20 protein-coding genes are annotated in these 18,859 nt (G+C 49.4%); 11 read left to right on the plus strand and 9 right to left on the minus strand.

Translation table 11 applies throughout. From position 1 onward, the window contains the following. The 10 genes from ACN4EK_RS24240 to ACN4EK_RS24285 all read left to right on the plus strand — a co-directional run. A partial coding sequence (locus tag ACN4EK_RS24240; RefSeq protein ID WP_431660850.1) for a pentapeptide repeat-containing protein occupies positions 1-332 on the plus strand: 332 nt, incomplete at its 5' end. A 158-nt stretch (positions 333-490) separates the two neighbouring features. Then, positions 491-793 carry a helix-turn-helix domain-containing protein gene (locus ACN4EK_RS24245; protein WP_431660851.1) on the plus strand — a complete coding sequence of 101 codons (303 nt, stop codon included), beginning with the start codon at positions 491-493 and terminating at the stop codon, positions 791-793. A gap of 12 nt (positions 794-805) precedes the next feature. Continuing rightward, the gene (locus ACN4EK_RS24250) at positions 806-1,492 is read left to right on the plus strand and encodes a hypothetical protein (protein WP_431660852.1); all 687 of its coding nucleotides are present in this window, start codon (positions 806-808) and stop codon (positions 1,490-1,492) included. Continuing rightward, entirely contained in the window at positions 1,489-2,298 is an 810-nt protein-coding gene (locus ACN4EK_RS24255; RefSeq protein WP_431660853.1) for an AAA family ATPase, read from the plus strand. Before ACN4EK_RS24250 ends, ACN4EK_RS24255 begins: the two co-directional genes overlap by 4 nt. After that, complete coding sequence (locus ACN4EK_RS24260; RefSeq protein WP_431660855.1) at positions 2,298-3,332, plus strand: metal-dependent hydrolase; 1,035 nt, start codon at positions 2,298-2,300, stop codon at positions 3,330-3,332. The genes ACN4EK_RS24255 and ACN4EK_RS24260 overlap by 1 nt, the downstream gene beginning before the upstream one ends. Continuing rightward, positions 3,319-4,428 (plus strand): ATP-binding protein, encoded by a 1,110-nt coding sequence (locus tag ACN4EK_RS24265; protein WP_431660856.1) that lies wholly within the window; start codon positions 3,319-3,321, stop codon positions 4,426-4,428. The genes ACN4EK_RS24260 and ACN4EK_RS24265 overlap by 14 nt, the downstream gene beginning before the upstream one ends. After that, positions 4,425-5,333 (plus strand): hypothetical protein, encoded by a 909-nt coding sequence (locus tag ACN4EK_RS24270; protein WP_431660857.1) that lies wholly within the window; start codon positions 4,425-4,427, stop codon positions 5,331-5,333. The genes ACN4EK_RS24265 and ACN4EK_RS24270 overlap by 4 nt, the downstream gene beginning before the upstream one ends. Continuing rightward, positions 5,254-6,213 (plus strand): hypothetical protein, encoded by a 960-nt coding sequence (locus tag ACN4EK_RS24275; protein WP_431660859.1) that lies wholly within the window; start codon positions 5,254-5,256, stop codon positions 6,211-6,213. The genes ACN4EK_RS24270 and ACN4EK_RS24275 overlap by 80 nt, the downstream gene beginning before the upstream one ends. Positions 6,214-6,278: 65 nt before the next feature. Beyond that, positions 6,279-6,419 carry a hypothetical protein gene (locus ACN4EK_RS24280; RefSeq protein ID WP_431660860.1) on the plus strand — a complete coding sequence of 47 codons (141 nt, stop codon included), beginning with the start codon at positions 6,279-6,281 and terminating at the stop codon, positions 6,417-6,419. A gap of 349 nt (positions 6,420-6,768) precedes the next feature. Continuing rightward, positions 6,769-6,996 (plus strand): DUF4351 domain-containing protein, encoded by a 228-nt coding sequence (locus ACN4EK_RS24285; protein WP_431660861.1) that lies wholly within the window; start codon positions 6,769-6,771, stop codon positions 6,994-6,996. A 66-nt stretch (positions 6,997-7,062) separates the two neighbouring features. Here ACN4EK_RS24285 and ACN4EK_RS24290 read toward each other — a convergent pair whose 3' ends face one another. Beyond that, positions 7,063-8,091, minus strand: coding sequence for a hypothetical protein (locus ACN4EK_RS24290; RefSeq protein ID WP_431660862.1), 1,029 nt, complete (start codon positions 8,089-8,091; stop codon positions 7,063-7,065). A gap of 11 nt (positions 8,092-8,102) precedes the next feature. Beyond that, entirely contained in the window at positions 8,103-8,735 is a 633-nt protein-coding gene (locus tag ACN4EK_RS24295) for a hypothetical protein (protein WP_431660863.1), read from the minus strand. Between the two features lie 267 nt (positions 8,736-9,002). On the opposite strand from ACN4EK_RS24295, the gene ACN4EK_RS24300 reads away from it, so the two are divergent. Further along, a complete protein-coding gene (locus tag ACN4EK_RS24300) occupies positions 9,003-9,602 on the plus strand; it encodes a M23 family metallopeptidase (RefSeq protein WP_431660864.1) in 600 nt (199 codons plus the stop codon). Positions 9,603-9,913: 311 nt separating this feature from the next. Here the strand turns inward: ACN4EK_RS24300 and ACN4EK_RS24305 are convergent, their stop codons facing one another. From ACN4EK_RS24305 to ACN4EK_RS24335, 7 genes are all read right to left on the minus strand, one after another. Then, complete coding sequence (locus tag ACN4EK_RS24305; RefSeq protein ID WP_431660865.1) at positions 9,914-10,576, minus strand: C40 family peptidase; 663 nt, start codon at positions 10,574-10,576, stop codon at positions 9,914-9,916. A 282-nt stretch (positions 10,577-10,858) separates the two neighbouring features. Then, the gene (locus ACN4EK_RS24310) at positions 10,859-11,776 is read right to left on the minus strand and encodes a glycoside hydrolase family 19 protein (RefSeq protein ID WP_431660866.1); all 918 of its coding nucleotides are present in this window, start codon (positions 11,774-11,776) and stop codon (positions 10,859-10,861) included. A 165-nt stretch (positions 11,777-11,941) separates the two neighbouring features. Continuing rightward, complete coding sequence (locus tag ACN4EK_RS24315; protein WP_431660867.1) at positions 11,942-12,724, minus strand: peptidoglycan-binding domain-containing protein; 783 nt, start codon at positions 12,722-12,724, stop codon at positions 11,942-11,944. Between the two features lie 859 nt (positions 12,725-13,583). Continuing rightward, complete coding sequence (locus ACN4EK_RS24320; protein WP_431660868.1) at positions 13,584-14,429, minus strand: hypothetical protein; 846 nt, start codon at positions 14,427-14,429, stop codon at positions 13,584-13,586. A 425-nt stretch (positions 14,430-14,854) separates the two neighbouring features. Then, positions 14,855-15,919, minus strand: coding sequence for an IS4 family transposase (locus ACN4EK_RS24325; RefSeq protein ID WP_431656348.1), 1,065 nt, complete (start codon positions 15,917-15,919; stop codon positions 14,855-14,857). A 229-nt stretch (positions 15,920-16,148) separates the two neighbouring features. Continuing rightward, the gene (locus ACN4EK_RS24330) at positions 16,149-18,080 is read right to left on the minus strand and encodes an NERD domain-containing protein (protein ID WP_431660869.1); all 1,932 of its coding nucleotides are present in this window, start codon (positions 18,078-18,080) and stop codon (positions 16,149-16,151) included. A gap of 183 nt (positions 18,081-18,263) precedes the next feature. Next, positions 18,264-18,800 carry a hypothetical protein gene (locus ACN4EK_RS24335; protein WP_431660870.1) on the minus strand — a complete coding sequence of 179 codons (537 nt, stop codon included), beginning with the start codon at positions 18,798-18,800 and terminating at the stop codon, positions 18,264-18,266. Between the last annotated feature and the right edge of the window lie 59 nt (positions 18,801-18,859).

An 18,859-nucleotide genomic window follows, 5' to 3' on the forward strand; every position in this document is an offset into this window, starting at 1 on the left:
CTAACCTGAGCGGGGCTAACCTGAGCGGGGCTAACCTGAGCGGGGCTAACCTGAGTGGGGCTGACCTGAGTGGGGCTGGCTTGAGAGGGGTTGACCTGAGGGAGGCTGACCTGAGTGGTGCTGACCTGAGTGGTGCTAACCTGAGGGAGGCTGACCTAAGTGAGGCTGGCTTGAGAGGGGTTGACCTAAGAGGGGCTGTGGTTCAAAATGCTCGATTTGGAGAAGGAACAGGGCTTTCTCAGGCAGAAAAACAGAACCTAGCTCGTCGAGGAGCAGTTTTTAGCGATGCTTCAGGCGAACGCGAGTCAGCTTATTCCCCAATTAATCGTTAAAAATCACCATACGCAGATTGGTTAAGAGCGATCGCTGTCATTTCAACCATTGTTCGATCGCAGGCGGTACCGATTCCTCTATTTAGGAAATCCGCGTTTCTCCCCTTGGCGTTCCTTAAATTATTTGTCAACAAGAGATATATTTATTCTTTTGTCAAATGTTTAGCATTTACGCCATTACCACTCAAGGTCAACAAACCCGATCGCAGCTGCTGCAACATCTCCAACCCGACGAAGAACTCACCCGTGACGAACTGATCCAGCGATCGGGCTTGAGCTACGACCAGGTGCGCCGCCAAACCAAGAACCTCTGTATTGAAGGAGTGCTGCAATCTCGGATTGCCAATGGCAAACGCTATTACTGCCTTCGTCAAAGTTTCATCAATCCCGTTCCAGGAATCCGTGTTTCCGCCGTAGTTCTCCTCTTCAGTTGGGCAATACCAGTGAGCCTGTTGAATTAGAAACCAGTCGTCATGCTCCTGTTGAAATGGACTCTCCGCGCTCTCTGGGCGTTTACCGCCAAACAACTCCATGCCGCGATCGTCGATCGTCCCACGGTTAAAGCTCTACCTGCCGCTAAACCGTTTCCCGGTATGGTTAAACCTGCCGCTACTCCCATTCCTGTATATCCCGTTGCCACTCCGATCAAATCCCTGCCAACGCTGACCATGTTGGATTTAGAAGCGATTCGAGTTGGTGAAATGACCGCTCAGGCAATGGTGACTCCCGCGATCGCGGCGACTCCTACTCCGACGATCGCACCTCCTTCCAGTGAAACGGTAATTTCTTCTGCGATCGCGTCTACTTCAGCTTCCCCGATCGCACCTCTGGCGAGTAACCCCGTGGAACCTGCGATCGCCGTTCCCTCTACTCCCACGATGGAAACTGAAGAACTTCCTGCCGAGACAGAAGAACCAACGGAACCCTTACCGGAACTTACGGAACCCTCCCCTTTTGATTTCCCATTGGAAGACGAGCCTTTACCCCCGCTCGATCGCGCCACGCTAGTCGAAGCTCTCCTCGATGAAGCCTGGAGTCGGGGCATCAGAACCTATCCCCAGTTAATCCAGTATGTGGAACTCCAGACTGGAACCGGGTGCAGTCGCCGCACCATCTCCCGCTGGAAAACGGCACGGCAACTGAATGCTGAAGCGGCATGAGCCTCTATCGGGTCACAGAACAGCGGCGGATTACAGCCGTGCTGCGATCGGGGTCTAGCCTCCTGGTGGTGGGCGAATCGGGGATGGGTAAGAGTGTGTTGGGGGAGTCGGTAGCGACGGAACTGCGACAGGCAGGCTATGCCGTAGCCACCCTGCAACCCGCCAGTACCAAACAAATCCTCTATCGCATTGCCGAACAGTTGAGCATCGACACCCAGGATTTATCCGGGAAGAATCTCACTACGGTAGGTTTGCGAACCGCGATCGCCGACTTCCTGCGCCAGCATCCGGCGATTCTAATTGGTGATGATGCCCACCATTTCAGCCCGGAGTTTCGCCGCTTTCTGGAAGTGTTATTTGAGCAAGGGCAACCGCTGTTAATTCTGGCGACCGCTCCCCCGGCGAAAGATATCTTCCTGAAACTGCCCCGGATGGAACTGAAACCCTTCGCCGATATTGCCATTCGCGATCTAATGGCAGCTCATGCCCTGGAACTGGGGTTGTCGATCAACACCGCGCAACTCGCCGGACTCCAACAGCGCTGTGGTGGCAATCCCATGCTGGCGAAACGGGTGATTCAGGAAGAATATCTCGGTCTAGAGGATACCGCCCCTGACCATACCCAATGGATTGATGGCACCCCCTACCTGATTGCTGGACTGATGGTATTCGGTATTGTCCGCGTCGTCGGTATTGGGCTGAATAGTACCTCCATGTACTTGATCGGCGGCATCCTCACCGTTTGTGTCGGCATCCTGCGGCTCCTGTTCTACTCCCTGCCCAAAAAATCCTCCCGCCTTGGCTAATGCTCACCATCACTCACGCCACCCTCGCGATCGCGACTACTTCCCTATTCATGGGCACCGCCGACCCCTGGATTCTCGGCACGGCTGCGATCGCCTCGCAACTCCCGGATATCGATACCTCCGGCAGTGTCACGGGTCGCCTGTTGTTTCCGATTAGTCGCTGGCTGGAAGCTCGCTATCCCCACCGTTCCGTTACCCATTCCTTCCTGGCAACGGCTCTGATTGCGATCGCAGGCTTCCCCTTACTCTGGTTCGGACTATCGAATTGGTTTTGGGGCGCATTAATCGGCTACTGGATGGGCTGGTTTGGCGATGTCTTTACCAAGTCCGGTGTCGCGGCTTTCTTCCCTTCCCAAGCCCGTCTCGTCATCCCAGCCAATCCCCGGTTACGGTTAGCCAGCGGTTCTCCCGCCGAAGCGATCGTTTTAGGTCTACTCGTACTCATTGCTGTCAGCAGTATCAACATCAATAGTGCCGGTGGCATCATGCGGAGTTTCGCCCAGGTGCTCGGTTCCCAATCGGGAGCCATGGAAATCTACCAACGTGAGAGCAGTAAACATCAACTGGTGGCTCAAATCACCGGACGACACACGATTACCCAGCAAGCGATCGCGGGTCAGTATGCCATCATCGGCACGGTCAACCAGGATTTACTAGTTCAGGACACCCAGCAGCATCTCTATCGCGTCGGCAGCAGCCCGGAAGCCCAGATCGCTCCGGAGCAGGTTCACGTCACTGTCGGCAATCCCATCACCTTAATCACCCGCGAACTTTTGCTCAACGACCAATCAATTCGGGCGGCGATCGCCCCTCTATCTATCCCCCATACCTTCCTCTCCGGTCGCTTGCGCCTCGACCCCCTCGATCGCGAGGAGGTGCAGCTATACGGCTCCAAACAATTCTTCCAACCGATCCAAGCCTTTGGTGATGCGATCGAACTAGAATCCGCCACACCTACGGAACTTCTAGCCGCACTGGGAGATGCCTTCGCCACAGGTCACTTAGTCGTGAGAACTCTGCATGTTCAGTCGTAGCCGTTCCGAGAAACCCTTACCGCCCATCACCGTTCTCCCCCAACGCCAATCACTTCCCCGCGATCGCGCCGAAACGGGTGGCATTCTCCTGGGTCGCGGCATCCACTGGAACCCAGAAGCCTTACCTAATGCCCATATCGTCGTGATTGGCGCCTCGGGTAGTGGCAAAACCCAAACCCTGAAAGGAATTTTTTATGCGCTACAAACTTTATATATAGGCGTACAAAAAATTTTAATTGACTTCCACGGTGATCAGGATATTGCCGGGGAAACGGTTTATCCCCTGCACATGGCTTCCCCGTATGGGATTAACCCGCTGACGCTCAATCTCGATCCGGAGGGAGGTGGTCCGAATCTGCAAGCGATCGCGGTAGCAGCGGTCCTGAAAAAGTCGCTGTATATGGGCGCGAACCAGGAAGGCTTATTGCTGGAGGTACTGGAAACTTGCTATCGGCAGCGGGGTATTGTGCAGGCAGTCCAGGCGACCTGGCATCGGGAACCGCCGACCTTTGCGGATGTCGAGCAAGAACTGACGACGCGATCGCAGGAGGAGGATTGCAAGGAATCGAAAAAGCTGCGGTTGAAACTGGCGGCAACCTTTCAGTATGGGGTATTCAGTCGAACTCAGTTTCCCCTGACTGATCCTCTGATTCGAGTCGATCTGTCGAAACTACCACCAGCCATTCAAGCGATCGCGGCAGAAGCATTAGCGAAGCAATTAATGGATAACCACCGATTATTAGGCGAGATCACAGGCAAAATTCCCCGTACTTTTCTGGGCATTGATGAAGCCAAGGAAATGCCGAATGGCAAGGGGTCTACCTGCGATCGCATTATTGCCGATGGGCGGAAGTATGGCTTGGCATTACTGTTAGCCTCGCAATCGGAACGGCATTTGTCAGCGGATGTGATTGGCAATTCCAGTACCAAAATTGTCTTGCCGGTGGATCAAACGGAAGTAGGTAAGGTGGCGAAGAAATTCCGGTTTGCCGAGGGCAAGGTGGCAGGATTGCAGCCGTTACAGGCGTTATGCCGATTTGGTACAGAGGCGAAGGTGGTGGAAATTGTGCCCTACTACGAGCGGGTGCAGGCATGAAGCGGTGGTTGTTAATTAGTTGGCTATTGTGGCCGATCGCGAGTTGCAGTGCTCCAGCCATTTCTTCCGCGCCGAATCCGGTAGTAGCGGAAACACCAGTCGCGGCAAGTATTAGTCCATCGGTGCGACGGTTTCAGATTAAGTTAACGCTATCGGCTCCGGATGATCTGAAGGTGAAGGAAGGCGATACCGTTACCGTTGGTCAGATTCTTGCCGATCGAGTCCGCGATCGTACCCGGTTGGAATGGCAGCAGCGAGAGGTGCAACGCCGTATAGAGCAGATCATCGCCTTGCAAGCTCAACCCGTGCCGGAGGTGGCAGGCTTACCCCCAGTGGCATTTCTGACTGAAGTGGCAGATGTGGAGCGGAGCAAGCTGAAGGTGAGTGAAGCAGAACGCAATCTTCAGCAACAACAACGCAAGCTTGATCTACTGCAATCCATGCCCAGTGCTGACCTGCCAGAAGCGACGATTCCCCATGAACAGGAACTTTTGAACGATCGCCAGCGCTCATTGCAACAAGCTCATGCCGACCTGGAACTGGCACGGGCAACCGTAGGGCAAGCGCAGCAGGAACGCCAACATCAGGAATATTTGCATGCCCTGGAACGGTCTAAACGAGCGATCGCGTTACGCCAGCAAGAACTCCAGCAGCAGGGGCAATTAGCAGAACTCGAAGCCCAGCGATCGCAACTCCAAGTTCAACTATCCACCCTTTCCGCCGTTAGGAGTCCCTACAGTGGCAGCATTCAACGTCTTAAGATTATTGGGCAGACCGACCAAACTCTTACTGTGGAGCTTATTTTGGTTGTGGCTGAGTCCTCCAGTGCTAGCCCAAACACCCATTCCCGTCCCGCCTCCCGCCAGTCCCCCAGCCCAGCGTCTAGCCGCTCCCCCAGCCCATGAGGAGACTGATACTGAAGCGATCGACTCGGGAGAAACAGATGGGAGTGAAACCCCGACTCCGATCGAGGACAATGCCAACCCCCTCACACCGGCTGGTAACTCGTTAGATCGGTTAATTGAATTGAAACTGAATGATGACCTATGGAAAGGGATGCAGGCAGGATTACCTTGTTTAGATACCTCTGTCGCCTGTATTCAGCAGTTACAGGCCCGAGCGATCGCCAACAACCTGACCTTAAAGCAAATCACGGAACGGGTGGAGGACATTAACCAGAAGATCGAAGCCGCTCGCAGTCGGAATGAGCAATCGGTGAAACTGGGCGTTCTCAAACCGATCGTGCAGTATTACGTGCAAGAAGACACGATCACCCGTGCCGCTGCTGCTGGACAACCCGCGAAAACCGAGCAGCGGGGATTTTTTGAAAAGCTCATCGGTATCCTCGCGTCTCCAGTGTCTAGCATCAACAAAATCATTTCCCTGATCGGCATTCCGTTACTGGAAGGTGTGACCCGTTCCAATGACCAAGCCCAGGCGAGGGCGATCGCCATTAGTGATCTGCAAGTCAAGGTGGCACAAATTGAGCAGGAGAAGGCGAAAGCGATCGCCCAACTGCGGGAAGCCGTGGTGTTACAACTGTTGGAATTTGATGTGACTCGCCGGGAGTTTCAGGTCAGTCAGGAACTGGTCAAACGGGAACGGTTACGCACCCGAATTATTGAGGTGGATTACCGTCTAGGCAAAGGAGATACAGTGCAGTTCCTGGGCAATCTGTCAGCCCTCGATCGCGAGAAAGCTAACACCTTCAAGCGCTGGGCAACGCTGCGATCGCAGTTAGTGCGACTGAAGTTGATGGTACTGGGTAGTACAGCGGAGGAATAGTCATCTGCGATCGCATTGTGTATGTCAATCAATGGGTACTCTAAGTTAAATGTGGGATGTCAATTATGAAGTCATTTCGGTATCGTCGATTAATCATTCTTCTCTTCATCTTTCAAATTGTCGCGGATCTGGGCTTTGTTGCCTACATCTGGATCGATACCGCTTGGACAAATCGGATCATGGCGATGCTGGAATTTGTTCTATAACTGTCCTCAAATGGATGCACCACACTTGTCAATTCAGTAGCCCCCTTTTCTAGTATGCCCGTAGGGCTTTAACCCCAATCCTGGGGACTTTGCCTCCTGTTCCCCTCAGAATTGGCTACTGTATACACACAAGTCATCTGTTTGATGGTTAAGCCTCTCTTGCCCCCTAAATCCCCCAATTCTGGGGGACTTTGAAAGTTCTAATTCCCCCCAGAATTGGGGGGCTAGGGGGGCGAAAACTGTTCTCAATGCTGGAACTGTGTAGTTCTAAATCCGGCAGTCACCCTTCAGGAGTACAATTGCTTCAACTCTGCTAAATACTGCCGGATGCGACGGGATTCCATCTTCTATGTTGGAAATTAGCCTACAGGAAACGCGAGTGTATCAGGAAGCGAAAGCAGATGAAGCCAAGCTCTTGATCCTGCGCCAACTGGCTCGGCGAGTGGGGGAATTGCCTGCATCCGTGCGATCGCAGATTGAAGCCCTTTCCCTGGCTCAGTTAGAGTCATTAGGCGAAGCGTTGCTAGACTTTCGTGCGATCGCTGACCTTGATGCGTGGTTACAGGCAAATCAGTAAGCCCGATCGCAGCGACAAAAAAACCTCCATTACAGGAGGTGGAAGGATTTCGATCCGGTGCATCATTTACGGGCAACTGGGAGCGCTGCGATCGGGGGCGGTGCCAAACTCCGGGGTATGTTTGACCAACACATTCGGGCTACCAAGGCGGTACAGATCCACGTTCCAGGCCCACCAGCCCAGATTGACATCGCCGCAGGCATTCGCAGTCGCCGATCGCCAGACTTCGCCATCATCTGCACCATAGGTTGTATTGGGATTACCGCGATACCAGAGATCCCCATTCACAGTGAAGAATTCGGGATAGGTGATCACGCTCGTACCTCCCCCTGTTGTATTGCTGCTACCGCCGGAATGGGAGTTGGAATGGCTACTGCCGTCTCCGGCATAACCAGAACCAGCGGCGGTACAGGTGGCATCGATCGCGGCACAGGGTTTATAGCTGACTCCTTTGCGGCAGAGGTCAGGCGCATTCCGAACAGGTAGCGTCGTGCGGTTAAAGCTGCCGGATGGAGCGGGAACTGTAGTGGCAGAGTAAAAATAGAAATTGCCTAAGCGATCGCGGGGAAAGGTGGGAGTCTCGGTCAGCTTGAGAATACCGCAGGTATCAGCGGCTTTCAGTCGGAGTTTGGGCTGTTGATCCTGGGCAGTCAGGGGTTTAAAGGGTAAGCCTGCGAGAACGATCGCGCGACCAAAGATTTGCAGTCCATAGATGCCATTCCCCAGTGATTGCCAGGGCAGTGCCTCGTTCTTCTGTGTACCGCGACAAAACTGCGTTGACGTGGTTTGGGGAAGCTGGCTGCCTCTGGGAATGGTGAGTAATGGTGTGTCGCCATCGAGAATCTGCACCTGATCCCAGGGATAGAACCCTCGATCGGGTAATCGCACCACATTACAACTGCCACTGGAACGGGTGGTGATCTGATTCGGCAGTTCCTGATAGGCGACACTCACCAGTTCTTTGGACTGAAACCCAGACAGATAAATCTCTCCCTGCTGATCCTGGTAGACCTCGATCGCCGCTGCTACTGGAGCGATCGCCATGCCGAGGAGCGCCGCGATCGCAGTCAACCAGGCTCTGACTGCGATCGTCATACGCGGCTGGACTACCAAGAGGCGGGGTTATACCGAACGCTAGTGCCGTTGGCGGTGCGGCAGAGGGGTACGGCATCACTGACTAAACTGGAGACGGTGTAAGCGGTGCCGTCTACGTTGAGGCTAGTCCCAATGGGATAGGTGGCATTGGGTCGCACGACCATAAACCCGCAGCTATTCGCCCGCACCTGCCGCACGGTATTGGAACCATCAAAAGTGGCGGTATAGGTGACTCCCGGTGTTTTACCGACGACGACCACCGAGCCATTCGACAGCTTGAAATTAGTGGGTCGAGCTTCTTCTAATTGGTTGTTGACACATCGAGGTTTGGTTTGCACTGGCAGGCTGGAGACAGTAATGGCGGTGCTATCTATTGTGACGGTACTGCCGATCGGTTGCGTGTCGGAACTGGGAACCGTCACCATGCCGCAATAATCGGCTTTCAGCGATCGCTGGGCAGGAATATTGGGATATTCCACGGCAACCTGTTGATTGGCAGTGAGTCCAGAGTGCATCACGACTTCACCATCGGTGGTTTTGTAGACGGCGGGTGGGGGAGCGGCGATCGCGGCGAACGTCGTACCCAGTACGCCAGCGATCGTCAGCAAAGCAACCGCGCCGCTGCGAGAAGAGTTCAGCTTCATGAGATTGAAATTGGGCATCCTAAGTCAAGAACAGCTCACCTGTACTCACCAATGGCGGTAGACCACATCCGGGTATTTACGACATTCAATGTCGTGGGATGGGGGAACGATCGCGAAAGCTGGGTGAGGTCAGGAGAGCGCGATTCACATCACGACAGTAGCGATCGCTCGATTTGATCCGGCGATCGCTTTTTTGCGCGAATCTACCCTATGCATGGTGTGGAATTGGGCAATACAGAAACGTTGCTCTGATCGCTGACTCATTCCATGAAATCTCAATTGATTACGACCTTAGCAATTGGTTTTGCCTTAACGATCGCACCCAAATCGACACCCGCCTTACCGACGATCGCGGCAACGACAGATCCGATTGATCCCTACCCGACCTATATTTACCCGGTTCAGGGTGTATTGACCTCTGGGTTTGGGCAACGTTGGGGACGGATGCACAAGGGGATTGATTTGGCGGCAGCAACGGGAACTCCGATCGTCGCCAGTGCAGCGGGAACGGTGACGTATGCCGGATGGAATGAGGGTGGGTATGGCAATTTAGTGGAACTGCAACATACGGATGGTTCGTTAACCCGCTATGCCCATAACAATCGGGTGTTGGTGCGGGTGGGGGAACAGGTGAGCCAGGGACAGGTGATTGCGGAGTTGGGCAGTACCGGGCGATCGACGGGACCACATTGTCATTTTGAGATTGTGTTGCCGGGGCAGGGAGCAGTAGACCGCCTTTGTATAGCATTGGAGAAATTTTGGTCGCTAAGGCTAGAAGCCTTACGGAATAAGACTTTCAGCAATCAGTTTGGTTTTATGCCCAATGAGTCGAACTGTCCCGTTTTTAACTGTTTCTGGGACAGTTGATGCTGTAAAAGCTTGATTTTGCGTTGTTTCTGCTTGCTTACTGCAGCCAGCCCAGTCATCGTAAGTGGGACAGTTTGTCCTTAACGACCATTTTTTCTCGGCTACTATACAAAGGCGTAGACCCGATCGTCTATCTGCCTGCTAGAGCGGATGTGGCGCAGCGGCGTTAGGGATCGACCTAGTGGAAGTTGATAGATATTATCTCCAAGCCGATTTTAGAATCAGTCTGTTAGGGCATACTGCATCAGAGTATTCTTAACTTTGCTAAAGCCTTCGATCGTCAAGATGCAGGAGCCTTAAACTGTTTCGGTCTAGCTGCAAGAAGTCTCATTGTTTGAGTATTCTTTGTGGTCCCACGGCTCAAAGATAACCTCATCCTCAAATAATGCCTGAGGGCTAATCGTTGCATTGAGGGACTTCAAAATGCCTTGGTTTTTATATTCCGGCTGCTTATCTAAGCCATAGGCTACCAGTTCACTACAAATCCATTTCTTTGGATCAGTTAAAATCTTACCGATTTGCTCTTTAGGTACGCCTCTTAACAGGCGGTTTAGCAAGTATCCCAAAAACATGCCAGAGAGGGCGTGAACGAAGATTGAGCCAAAGTCATATCTTGCCCCAACTTCTGGTTCAAGTACTTGAATAATTCGATCTGCAATCCCATCTGTTAAGCCCTTTGGTTTACGGAAGAAAATTTGGCAATATGGATCATCGAAGTAGTGCTTTAAGGGTGCAGATTCAACCTGATTTTTAAAGGCATTTGCTTCAATACAACTGTCCTCACCTGTGACGATGAGTACATGAGTAGCATAGATGTCACTCATCTTTGCCCATCTTGTAAAATAGGCAATTCCTTTACAGACTAGCAAATTGTTGTTATAGGTAAAGCCAACGTATCCTCGGTTATAGTTAACACCGAACTTAGGCGCGATCGATTGAACTTGCAATGTTTGCTCTTGAAGGTTAGAAGCCATTTTTAGTTCTCCAGAATGAATGATACTTCTGCTTGAAATTGCATCCAAGCATTTATGTAGCGATCCTATTTATAGAGTGAAAAAACTTTCATTACTCTTGCTATTCACTAATAAATTAGGATGGCTATTGTTCTGCACTAGTTAAAGGGGTTGACGAACGTATTGGTTTGCTCTAGCGAACTGCTGTGTAACAGGCTTGATGTCTAGTGAAGTAGGAGGAGAGTCAGGTTCTGCCTCCTACCAATTCCTATCGCTGCATCAAGGCAACCCTGCGAAAGCTAATTATTGGAGACACCTGTAAAAATCTTTTGCATAATCGGCAATCAGGGCACCAATTGCCTGTCCATTTGCCCAATCAGGTGTGTAGTTTTTATCTCCGTTGATAATTCCTCTAGCATTAAACCAGTCTGTTGTACTGGAATTAAAGAACCTAGACAATTTGTGAGGGGATCTAAATAGTCCATCAACCATGCCTTTAAACATGATCTTGACAGAGATTTCTGGGTCTAGTGCAAGGGACGGATTGTAGTAGAGAGCCATTCCCATTCCTAACGCTTGACCTAACTTTTTGTAGTTGTCAGCATGGGTAATTTGAACCAGCCCTCTCCCAAAATAACTTTTACCAGTGACAGGATCTACCTTTGCATAATCGGGTATGCCCTGTTGTTGACACCATTTTCTTACAGCAGCGATCGCTTCTTCATCAGTCTCAGCGAAGCCTTCTCTAACCGGCTCCATGCGGCTGCCAGTTTCATGGTAAGCAGTGGCTAGGGCATAAGCCAGCCACCGTAGATCATCGTATGGGCTATCCTCCCAATAGTCGAAGATCACGTCATACTTATGCTGTTTAGATTGAGAAACGCCAAACTTAGTAAAGAAAGCCGCTCGATCGATCTTGCTAGCTTTAACCTCATTCCAGCGTCTAAAAAATTCTGTGAGAGTCTGAGGCTGGCTATTTTCCTGCAACCATCGTAGAGCTGCTTGTTGATGGGGTAATCCTTTGTAGTACTTAAAAACGTCTACAAAGCTAATTGAACCTCCATCTTGACCATCGCGCCAAAGTTGCGTAAATTGCTGCTGTTTCTGATCACCTGTAGAATCTTGCAGCCATTGGATGATGCTTTTTTGTTTAGTGAGGTTGCGGAACTGCTCAACTGCCATAATCAGATTCACTGTCGTTGCAGCCGTTGTAGTTGACATGCTGAAATCTCCTTGGGAACCAATTTTTGAAGGTTCCACAGCTCTGGTTTGATAAGTAGGTAGGCAGGATAAGTTGTCAAGCCTTATGAGACCTGTTACCTTTGAGATTCCAAGACACTGTGGAACCTTAAATCAACCTAATTTGTTAGCTGTTGGTTGCTTCAACTAGGAAAGACGGATAAAGTCTTTGTCTCTGATTGATCGCACTCTTGTACAGACTTCGTACCCCTCAGCACTACCTTCATCATTGGTATTGCCCTCGATCGTGACAAAAGTATCCCCGTCCCTTCCGAAGGCAAATCCAGTGTGAGTCCAATCATCAGAAGCCCTGCGAACAAGGAAGATGCAACAAGGCTCTAAGGTAGACCAAGAGACCGAGTGATGAATGATGCTACTATCACTGATGCGACGCTGGCTTTGGCGGGCTTGCTTAGCAAGTACATCACAACCGAAGGAGCCTGGGATTGGCATCGGGTGGTTTAATGCGGTACAGGCTTGTTTAAGAATAAAGGTAACGAAACCAGCGCACCACGCCCATTCTGTTCCTTCGTTCCCATCCATGTAGAGTCGCACCCACGGTCCTCGATTTTGTCCTCCTAGCTCTATGGGATGTTGGGTAAGGTGCTGCTTGGCATATTTGAGTACCATGCTGCCTAAGGTTTCACCAGGAGAGGGTGAGATCTCTTTCAGCACTTTTGCTAGTGGTTCTACTAACTTCGTATAGGTTGCTTGATCGACAATGCCTGTTACTGGTAGATCTCTAGCCGCTTGAAAGTTCTTGACGCATCGTTCAGTTGCGGGGCCAAATTCACTGTCAATGGCTGTGGCGAAGTTATGGAATGTCAGCCATTCTTGAACCCGTTTCACTTGCTTCCCAGCCTGATTCTGGTGAATTTCAGTACCTAACGATAGTTCCTGAGCTAGATGAGATGGGGTTGTCGTTACCATAAGTATTTCCAGTTTCTAGAATGAAGTGATCTGGAATGGAGAGATTAATTATGCAGTGAGTGTTTCTTTAATCTCTACACACTATTTAGTTCATCACCTGCTGCTGTATTCCGGTCAGCTTTTACATTGAGTATATATACTTAATGTATTGATACATAGGGTTGGTGAGCTGAAATAGTGGATAAAAATAAGTTAAAAATCATAGTTGCTTCAGATAAAACTATTTTGATTGACTGCACAAAACTGCAATGGAGCAATTACAACTCCATATTTTTAGTTATTGGGCAGCACATTCGTTGAGTAGTGGCTAACTTGTCTGAGAATAAGACGCTTTCCTATAAATACAGCGTTTTCCAAGCAGATGAAGCGCATGAATTCCCTGAGTGACAAGGGTTTTGAGCGTCATTATATACCTCACTAGACAGAAAAACGCTGTAGAGATAATAGCAATAGGCAAAGAGATGGTATTTTCAAGTGCATCGATAGAAGGAAACTGTATTATTTTTCCTAACTGGGAAACTTTGCCATCCGGGACACCATTCATTCAGCTTCACTATATAGGAGCCTTTCCGAATTTGCTTACTGATAGTGGGTAATGCTGAATCTGCCTCTTTTTTAGTTTTAAAAAGAACTAAACCTCTATACCAACGGGATCTATAAAACAAATAAGTGTTAGGGTAGGGAGGCTTATTCTTCTTAGCTCGATTTACTTCAAATTGAGCTTGTGGTAATTCCCGATCTCCGCTAATCACGATGCCATATTGGAATGATGCTTCTTGAGCCATCGTGATTGTTGACATGCTTAGTAGAACAAGAACTAATCCTAGAGTTAAGCGTTTCATATTTTTCAATCAGCTCACTATTCAATTTGAGGACGTGCTTTAATTTGTTCTGCGTTTTTGATGTTTAGGTCTTTTGCATCTTCGTCGCTAATGACTAACCTCCTATTATCAGTGTCAGACAGACAGTCTCCGTTTAGATTAATCAGTTCTAAAGTGCGCGTTTTATCAGAGTTTTTATAAATTTTGATAGACACTACTCCTTCCCAAAATTCATCACTTGCACCAGGGCAAGCAATTGATTTTCCTGGTGAGATCTCATTAGAAATTAAGATAATGAGAGGAAACTCTTTAGTAAGAGGAGCACAGATACCCTTTTTCTTCGCACACTGTTTCCTTATTTCCATAAGGATGGGATGCTCAGGATTCTTGAGTTTTAGTTTTTCCAACCCTTTTATCAGAGATGCATCTTGAATATTGTAGTAGTCAATCTGACTAAGGGTTGCTGGAGAAACCTTACCTACTTTGAAGTTGCCATTCTTTACAACAAGAAACTGACCTTGCTCTGAAATTAATTCAACGGTATTCTCACCAAGGTATGTTTTGAGCTGAGAATCTAGCAGTACATTAATAATGATGATTGATCCAAGTAAAGAGGCAAGACTACCTGAAATCTTGATGGTTTTTGTACTAACAGAGTCATCGCTTTTCAGCCCTCCCATGAAGCGATAGACTAAAGCACCAATGCCAGTACCATAGAAAACTGCCGGAATGATGGCTAAAGGAACAATGTTAGGTAAGAGGGCGATGGCAGTTCCTAGCCCAAAACCAAAGGCAATTACAGTGACAAAAAACTTGTCAAAAAAGTTAGGCGAAATAGGCTCTTCTGGAGATGGGTTAGAAGACCTATTTTCCGTGTTAGACATATTACCTCCGTAGGAACAATAAGGTTGAAGAGGTTTTAGCTGCTTTTCTAAAAAGATGCTTTAAAGGTTTTATTGCCTGTATATAATTACACGAATCCTCCTCAATCTCTTTAAATAAGGAGACTTTGAAGCTGTTTCCCTCCTCATTCATGGAAGCTAGGGACTCTTACAAAAATAACTTGAGTAACTTCTGAAACGCATTGCCTGCTATCCAGGGCTTATAAGGTTTCGGCAATGTAATTTAAATTTGTAAGGATCCTTAGGTGGATTTCTGAGTGGTAAATAGAGCATGTTATCTTTTTTCAAACAACTTCTAAAATGATTTTCTCTTTCCACTTAGTATCTTATACGACCTTAGTATAGAGATCCGGAAGTTTGGTAAGAAAGTTCATGAAGTTTTAACTGTAAATAGGGATGTTTTGTCTCTAAGTACGGGACAAAAGTTGTAGAGATTGCAAAAAGTCGGACCCATTAGACGCAGATGGATTGAGCACCAAATGGCGCAAATAATCGAATCCTAAGCGAAACAAACTTTTGGCACGACGACCGTGTTTTTTCATCTCAATCGGCTGCCATTGATGCAACCATACGCCTGTTTTCATGGCCCAACATAAAGCTAAGGTCAACAAGGCGAACAACTTGCTCAACCGCTCGGCATCGGTGAAGTGAGTGGATTCCAGACAGAAACCCCGCGTTTTGAAAATGCCAAACAAGGTTTCAATCGACCAACGTTTGGCGTAATCTTGAACCAAATTCTGGGTGTGGACGGGCGCAATGACCACGAGTAACTCCCCATCCTCAAGTCGCAGGGCTTCCACAGCAACCGGATAACCCCAGACCCGGCAAGTGCCAGTGAGTCTTTGAGATTGACCGACTTGCAGATGGGCAAAGACGACCCGCGCCGCCAGGACCTTGCCATCGTGCTCAATCTGGTCGGTGTCCCGAATCCGTAAGCGAAAGGCTAAAGCCGGTTCGAGCAGGAGATAGCGCACCCAGGCTTGGCCAACGAACTCGCGATCCGCACACAAGCAGTTCACCCGAGCGGTGGGAAATCGTTTGGCAAAGGTTTCCATAAACCGCATCCGCTCGTCGCTGTTGGAGTTCCCTTTTTTATCCAACAGCCACCACAGAATCGGGAAGGCAACCCCTTCATGCACAATGCCTAAGGTCAAAATGTTGTGCCAATGACTCCCGAATTTCCAGGTCGTGCGATCCAGGCTCAACACCCACCCTGGTGGAATTTGCATCCAACTCACCAACAGGGTCGCCAGTTCGGTGTAATCCAGGTCAAACTCTCGAAAAAAGCGCTGCAACCGCTTGTAGCTCGATTCGGGCAAAGCCTTGCCGCCAAAGCCTAAACATAGTTCGCTTAAATTTACCGTTTTGACTTTCAGCAAGGCTAACAAAAACAAAGCCAGAAATGAAATCCTGGCTCCATGCCAGTTCAATTGGGCTTGGAGGACTCGCCTTAATTCGCTATATTGGCTCATAGGGTTTCTGATGAGTGTCGTAATTCTGATGAAACCCTACCCTGCTCAATCTTTCAAGCTTTTTGTCCTGTACTTAGGTTTTGTCTAACTGATCTCCTTAAGTTGCGATCGCTGTTTCGTTAGCTGCCAGTAACTCCTGCGATCAGAAACATTAAAATTAGTAACACATTAGCAGTAAAAACAACGATTCAAAATAACTACTTTTGACTCAGCGATCGCTTTAAGTGAACTAATGCAGTTGAAACGGTTCTCTTAATCGTTCCTGCCGTACCTCGAAATCTTGCCCCCGCTGAAGTTGATTTAGAATCGTGGCATTACCTGCACCGAATAAATGCAGTTCATCCTGAGCGCGGGTCATGGCGACGTAAAGCTGTCGGCGAGCGAGGATTGCTTTTTCTGGATTCGAGTGACAGCAATCTGCAAATTGCTCAACCCACAACAGCAGGACGACTTTAAACTCTAAACCCAATGATGATAGGGCTGTGACGATGCGGACACCGGGATTTTTAACGCTGTAATTTTGCTTGGTGCCCCGGTTCTGGGTGATCCAGTACGTTTTCAGCCCTAAGTCATGCAATCGCTTCAGCATCCCCTCAAACAACGCCTCATCACTACGAAAACACCAACGGTAAAGAATGGCGATGTCCCCAGGAGCATAACCGACTTGAGCCAGGTCGTGAATCTGATTGATCACGGCATCAACGACGGCGGCTTTTGATGGCGCTAAATGCAGGACAGGCTTTGCTCCGTGGCGCAGTGCCGTATCCGGGGCGACTATAGGAAAAGTGATATCGCTGTCTACAGGGGTTGCACCAGCCGAGATCGGTTGTATCACTCCCCAAGCTGCGGTCAGAATCTCTTGAGTGTTGCGATAGTTTTGAGTTAGTTGCTTCGATCGCCCCTGAGCCTGAATGCCAACAGACTTCCAAGTGAATTTCTGTCGCTTGTAAAGGCTTTGGCTCCCATCCGAAACAACCATTAAATCTCCATTCTGCGGGTCTTTAAGGGCAGCAACACAACATAGAAACCATTTGGGTGAAAAGGTGTGTGCTTCATCCACCAAAACCGAATCCCATTTCTGGTGAGGCAAACGGCTATTCAAACTGGCTAAAACCCGTTCACCTAAAAATTCATCGTATTCTTCATCCGTGTTGAATTCCTGCGGGTTAGGTAAGCGGCCCAGCAACGATCGTGCCCAGTCGTGAAAATGCCTGACTTCAATGCGTTGCTGGTACTGTGGATTTTGGGCATCGCTATGCAGCAGCGATCGCAGATGAGCGGCCAACGTGATGTTGAAACAGAGGATGAGAATACGATGTTCCATCAGCCGATTAGCCAGAGCCTTAGCTCTAGCCAGCAAAATCAACGTTTTACCTGAACCGGCTACACCATAGAAGAGGCGATGCCCGTCTTTAATGGTTCTAGCCATGCGCTCCTGGTCAATATCCAGGCTGACAATCACAGCACCATCACTGGGTAGCTCGATTCCCTCCGGTACGCTATCCTCCGTTGCCGGAACCTCGCGGATTTTCATCTCCGGATGAATCACACCTTTAATGGTGCTGATCTGGTCATCTGTCAGAGCTAAGAAGGAGAAATCGACTTTAAACATATCCTTCAGCCGTTGGATCAACGCCCGATCGCTGGCGGTTTTCCATTCCAACAGTTCGTCTCGGTAGGCAACGTGGGGCTTTTCTAGCAAGGCATAGAGGTGATGGTCACGGGCTTGGGCTTCTGTCATGTTTGACATCACCGCTCCCACACCAATTGGAAACGCGAGCTTGCCTTCATAGTTCCCATCTGGTTGCCTGAGAATGGAGTACCCCACGAGTTTCTCAGTCACCATACTGTAATAGTCATGCGCCTGCCGTAGAGGCGATCGCTGCGATTCAATCCGCTCCGTTCCATCATTTTGCTTGTATTTGATCTGAAAGAAATTCTTGTTAGCTTCTGTAATTAGTCCTGGCTGCCAACCCTTCACCTCTAGAATCAATAGCCCAAAATTGGGTCCGAGGATGAGGAAATCAGGAAAGAACCCTTTAACCTCTGGTTCGTACCAAACAATGAAGTCATCCGGTAAGCGATCGCGCAAAATCCCAAATAGTGTTTTTTCACCCTGACTCGCTTTTGAAGGAATACCCTCAGGAATCATCTGAGCCATACTTGCTTACTCCAAATCGGGGAAATGGGCGATCGTGCGCCAGATCAAACCAGCTTCTGATCCTGCCGTTTCAGTGCTGCCCTTCGTTTGTGCAGTGAATGGATCGAATTTACATCGGTTTTACCAAGATATTGCGCGATCGCGGCAACGGATTAAATCTCCAGATCATACGGAACGATGTGGCTATATGGCGGTGCGTTGTCCACTTGTTGGCGGCATCGGCGGACGGTTGTTTGTGGGTCTATTTGTCGGTGGCATGGTTGGAGGTGCATTTAAGTGACGGGCGATCGCCATAACATGCTCAGCAAACTGTTGATAGCTACTTGAGGGTTTGGTCATAAAAACGGCAACGGTGGAGCGAAGACTATGAATTACTAGCAGACGACGCTTGTTAATAAAGGCATAAACAATACAGGCAATGCCTGCAACAAAGAATAGGAAGCCAAAGAAGAAGTTTTGGCTCCAGAGTCCTAGCCCGATGAAGAGCAGGAAGATACCGAGAACTATCAGTAGGTATTCTGGGGCTTCAGCAACTTCAACCGTGTCTACATTTTGAATGCGAACCCAAGAGTCTGTTTGTTCCATCCCGCTCTTCACAGTGCTTTGCAGAGTATCACCCAAAATTTTGAGGGTGACACTACCAGCTGCCGGAACCAATACATTGCCCCACACTTTAACGGGTCTACCAGAGACTTCTGTGATGCGTGGATTCGCTTGCATGAAATTAACCTCAAAGGGGTGAGTTAAAGGTGGTGTCTGCACATGACTGTATCCATTGG

It is taken from the genome of Pantanalinema rosaneae CENA516 (assembly GCF_050753385.1).
GTDB lineage: Bacteria > Cyanobacteriota > Cyanobacteriia > Leptolyngbyales > Leptolyngbyaceae > Pantanalinema > Pantanalinema rosaneae.

Bases quoted from the DNA above. Each gene is read 5' to 3' on its own strand.
- ACN4EK_RS24320 (WP_431660868.1), bottom strand. From the start codon at position 14,429: ATGTCTAACACGGAAAATAGGTCTTCTAACCCATCTCCAGAAGAGCCT.
- ACN4EK_RS24280 (WP_431660860.1), top strand. From the start codon at position 6,279: ATGAAGTCATTTCGGTATCGTCGATTAATCATTCTTCTCTTCATCTTT.
- ACN4EK_RS24330 (WP_431660869.1), bottom strand. From the start codon at position 18,080: ATGGCTCAGATGATTCCTGAGGGTATTCCTTCAAAAGCGAGTCAGGGT.
- ACN4EK_RS24290 (WP_431660862.1), bottom strand. From the start codon at position 8,091: ATGACGATCGCAGTCAGAGCCTGGTTGACTGCGATCGCGGCGCTCCTC.
- ACN4EK_RS24260 (WP_431660855.1), top strand. From the start codon at position 2,298: ATGCTCACCATCACTCACGCCACCCTCGCGATCGCGACTACTTCCCTA.
- ACN4EK_RS24325 (WP_431656348.1), bottom strand. From the start codon at position 15,919: ATGAGCCAATATAGCGAATTAAGGCGAGTCCTCCAAGCCCAATTGAAC.
- ACN4EK_RS24295 (WP_431660863.1), bottom strand. From the start codon at position 8,735: ATGAAGCTGAACTCTTCTCGCAGCGGCGCGGTTGCTTTGCTGACGATC.
- ACN4EK_RS24250 (WP_431660852.1), top strand. From the start codon at position 806: ATGCTCCTGTTGAAATGGACTCTCCGCGCTCTCTGGGCGTTTACCGCC.
- ACN4EK_RS24310 (WP_431660866.1), bottom strand. From the start codon at position 11,776: ATGTCAACTACAACGGCTGCAACGACAGTGAATCTGATTATGGCAGTT.
- ACN4EK_RS24270 (WP_431660857.1), top strand. From the start codon at position 4,425: ATGAAGCGGTGGTTGTTAATTAGTTGGCTATTGTGGCCGATCGCGAGT.
- ACN4EK_RS24305 (WP_431660865.1), bottom strand. From the start codon at position 10,576: ATGGCTTCTAACCTTCAAGAGCAAACATTGCAAGTTCAATCGATCGCG.
- ACN4EK_RS24300 (WP_431660864.1), top strand. From the start codon at position 9,003: ATGAAATCTCAATTGATTACGACCTTAGCAATTGGTTTTGCCTTAACG.
- ACN4EK_RS24265 (WP_431660856.1), top strand. From the start codon at position 3,319: ATGTTCAGTCGTAGCCGTTCCGAGAAACCCTTACCGCCCATCACCGTT.
- ACN4EK_RS24255 (WP_431660853.1), top strand. From the start codon at position 1,489: ATGAGCCTCTATCGGGTCACAGAACAGCGGCGGATTACAGCCGTGCTG.
- ACN4EK_RS24315 (WP_431660867.1), bottom strand. From the start codon at position 12,724: ATGGTAACGACAACCCCATCTCATCTAGCTCAGGAACTATCGTTAGGT.
- ACN4EK_RS24335 (WP_431660870.1), bottom strand. From the start codon at position 18,800: ATGCAAGCGAATCCACGCATCACAGAAGTCTCTGGTAGACCCGTTAAA.
- ACN4EK_RS24245 (WP_431660851.1), top strand. From the start codon at position 491: ATGTTTAGCATTTACGCCATTACCACTCAAGGTCAACAAACCCGATCG.
- ACN4EK_RS24285 (WP_431660861.1), top strand. From the start codon at position 6,769: ATGTTGGAAATTAGCCTACAGGAAACGCGAGTGTATCAGGAAGCGAAA.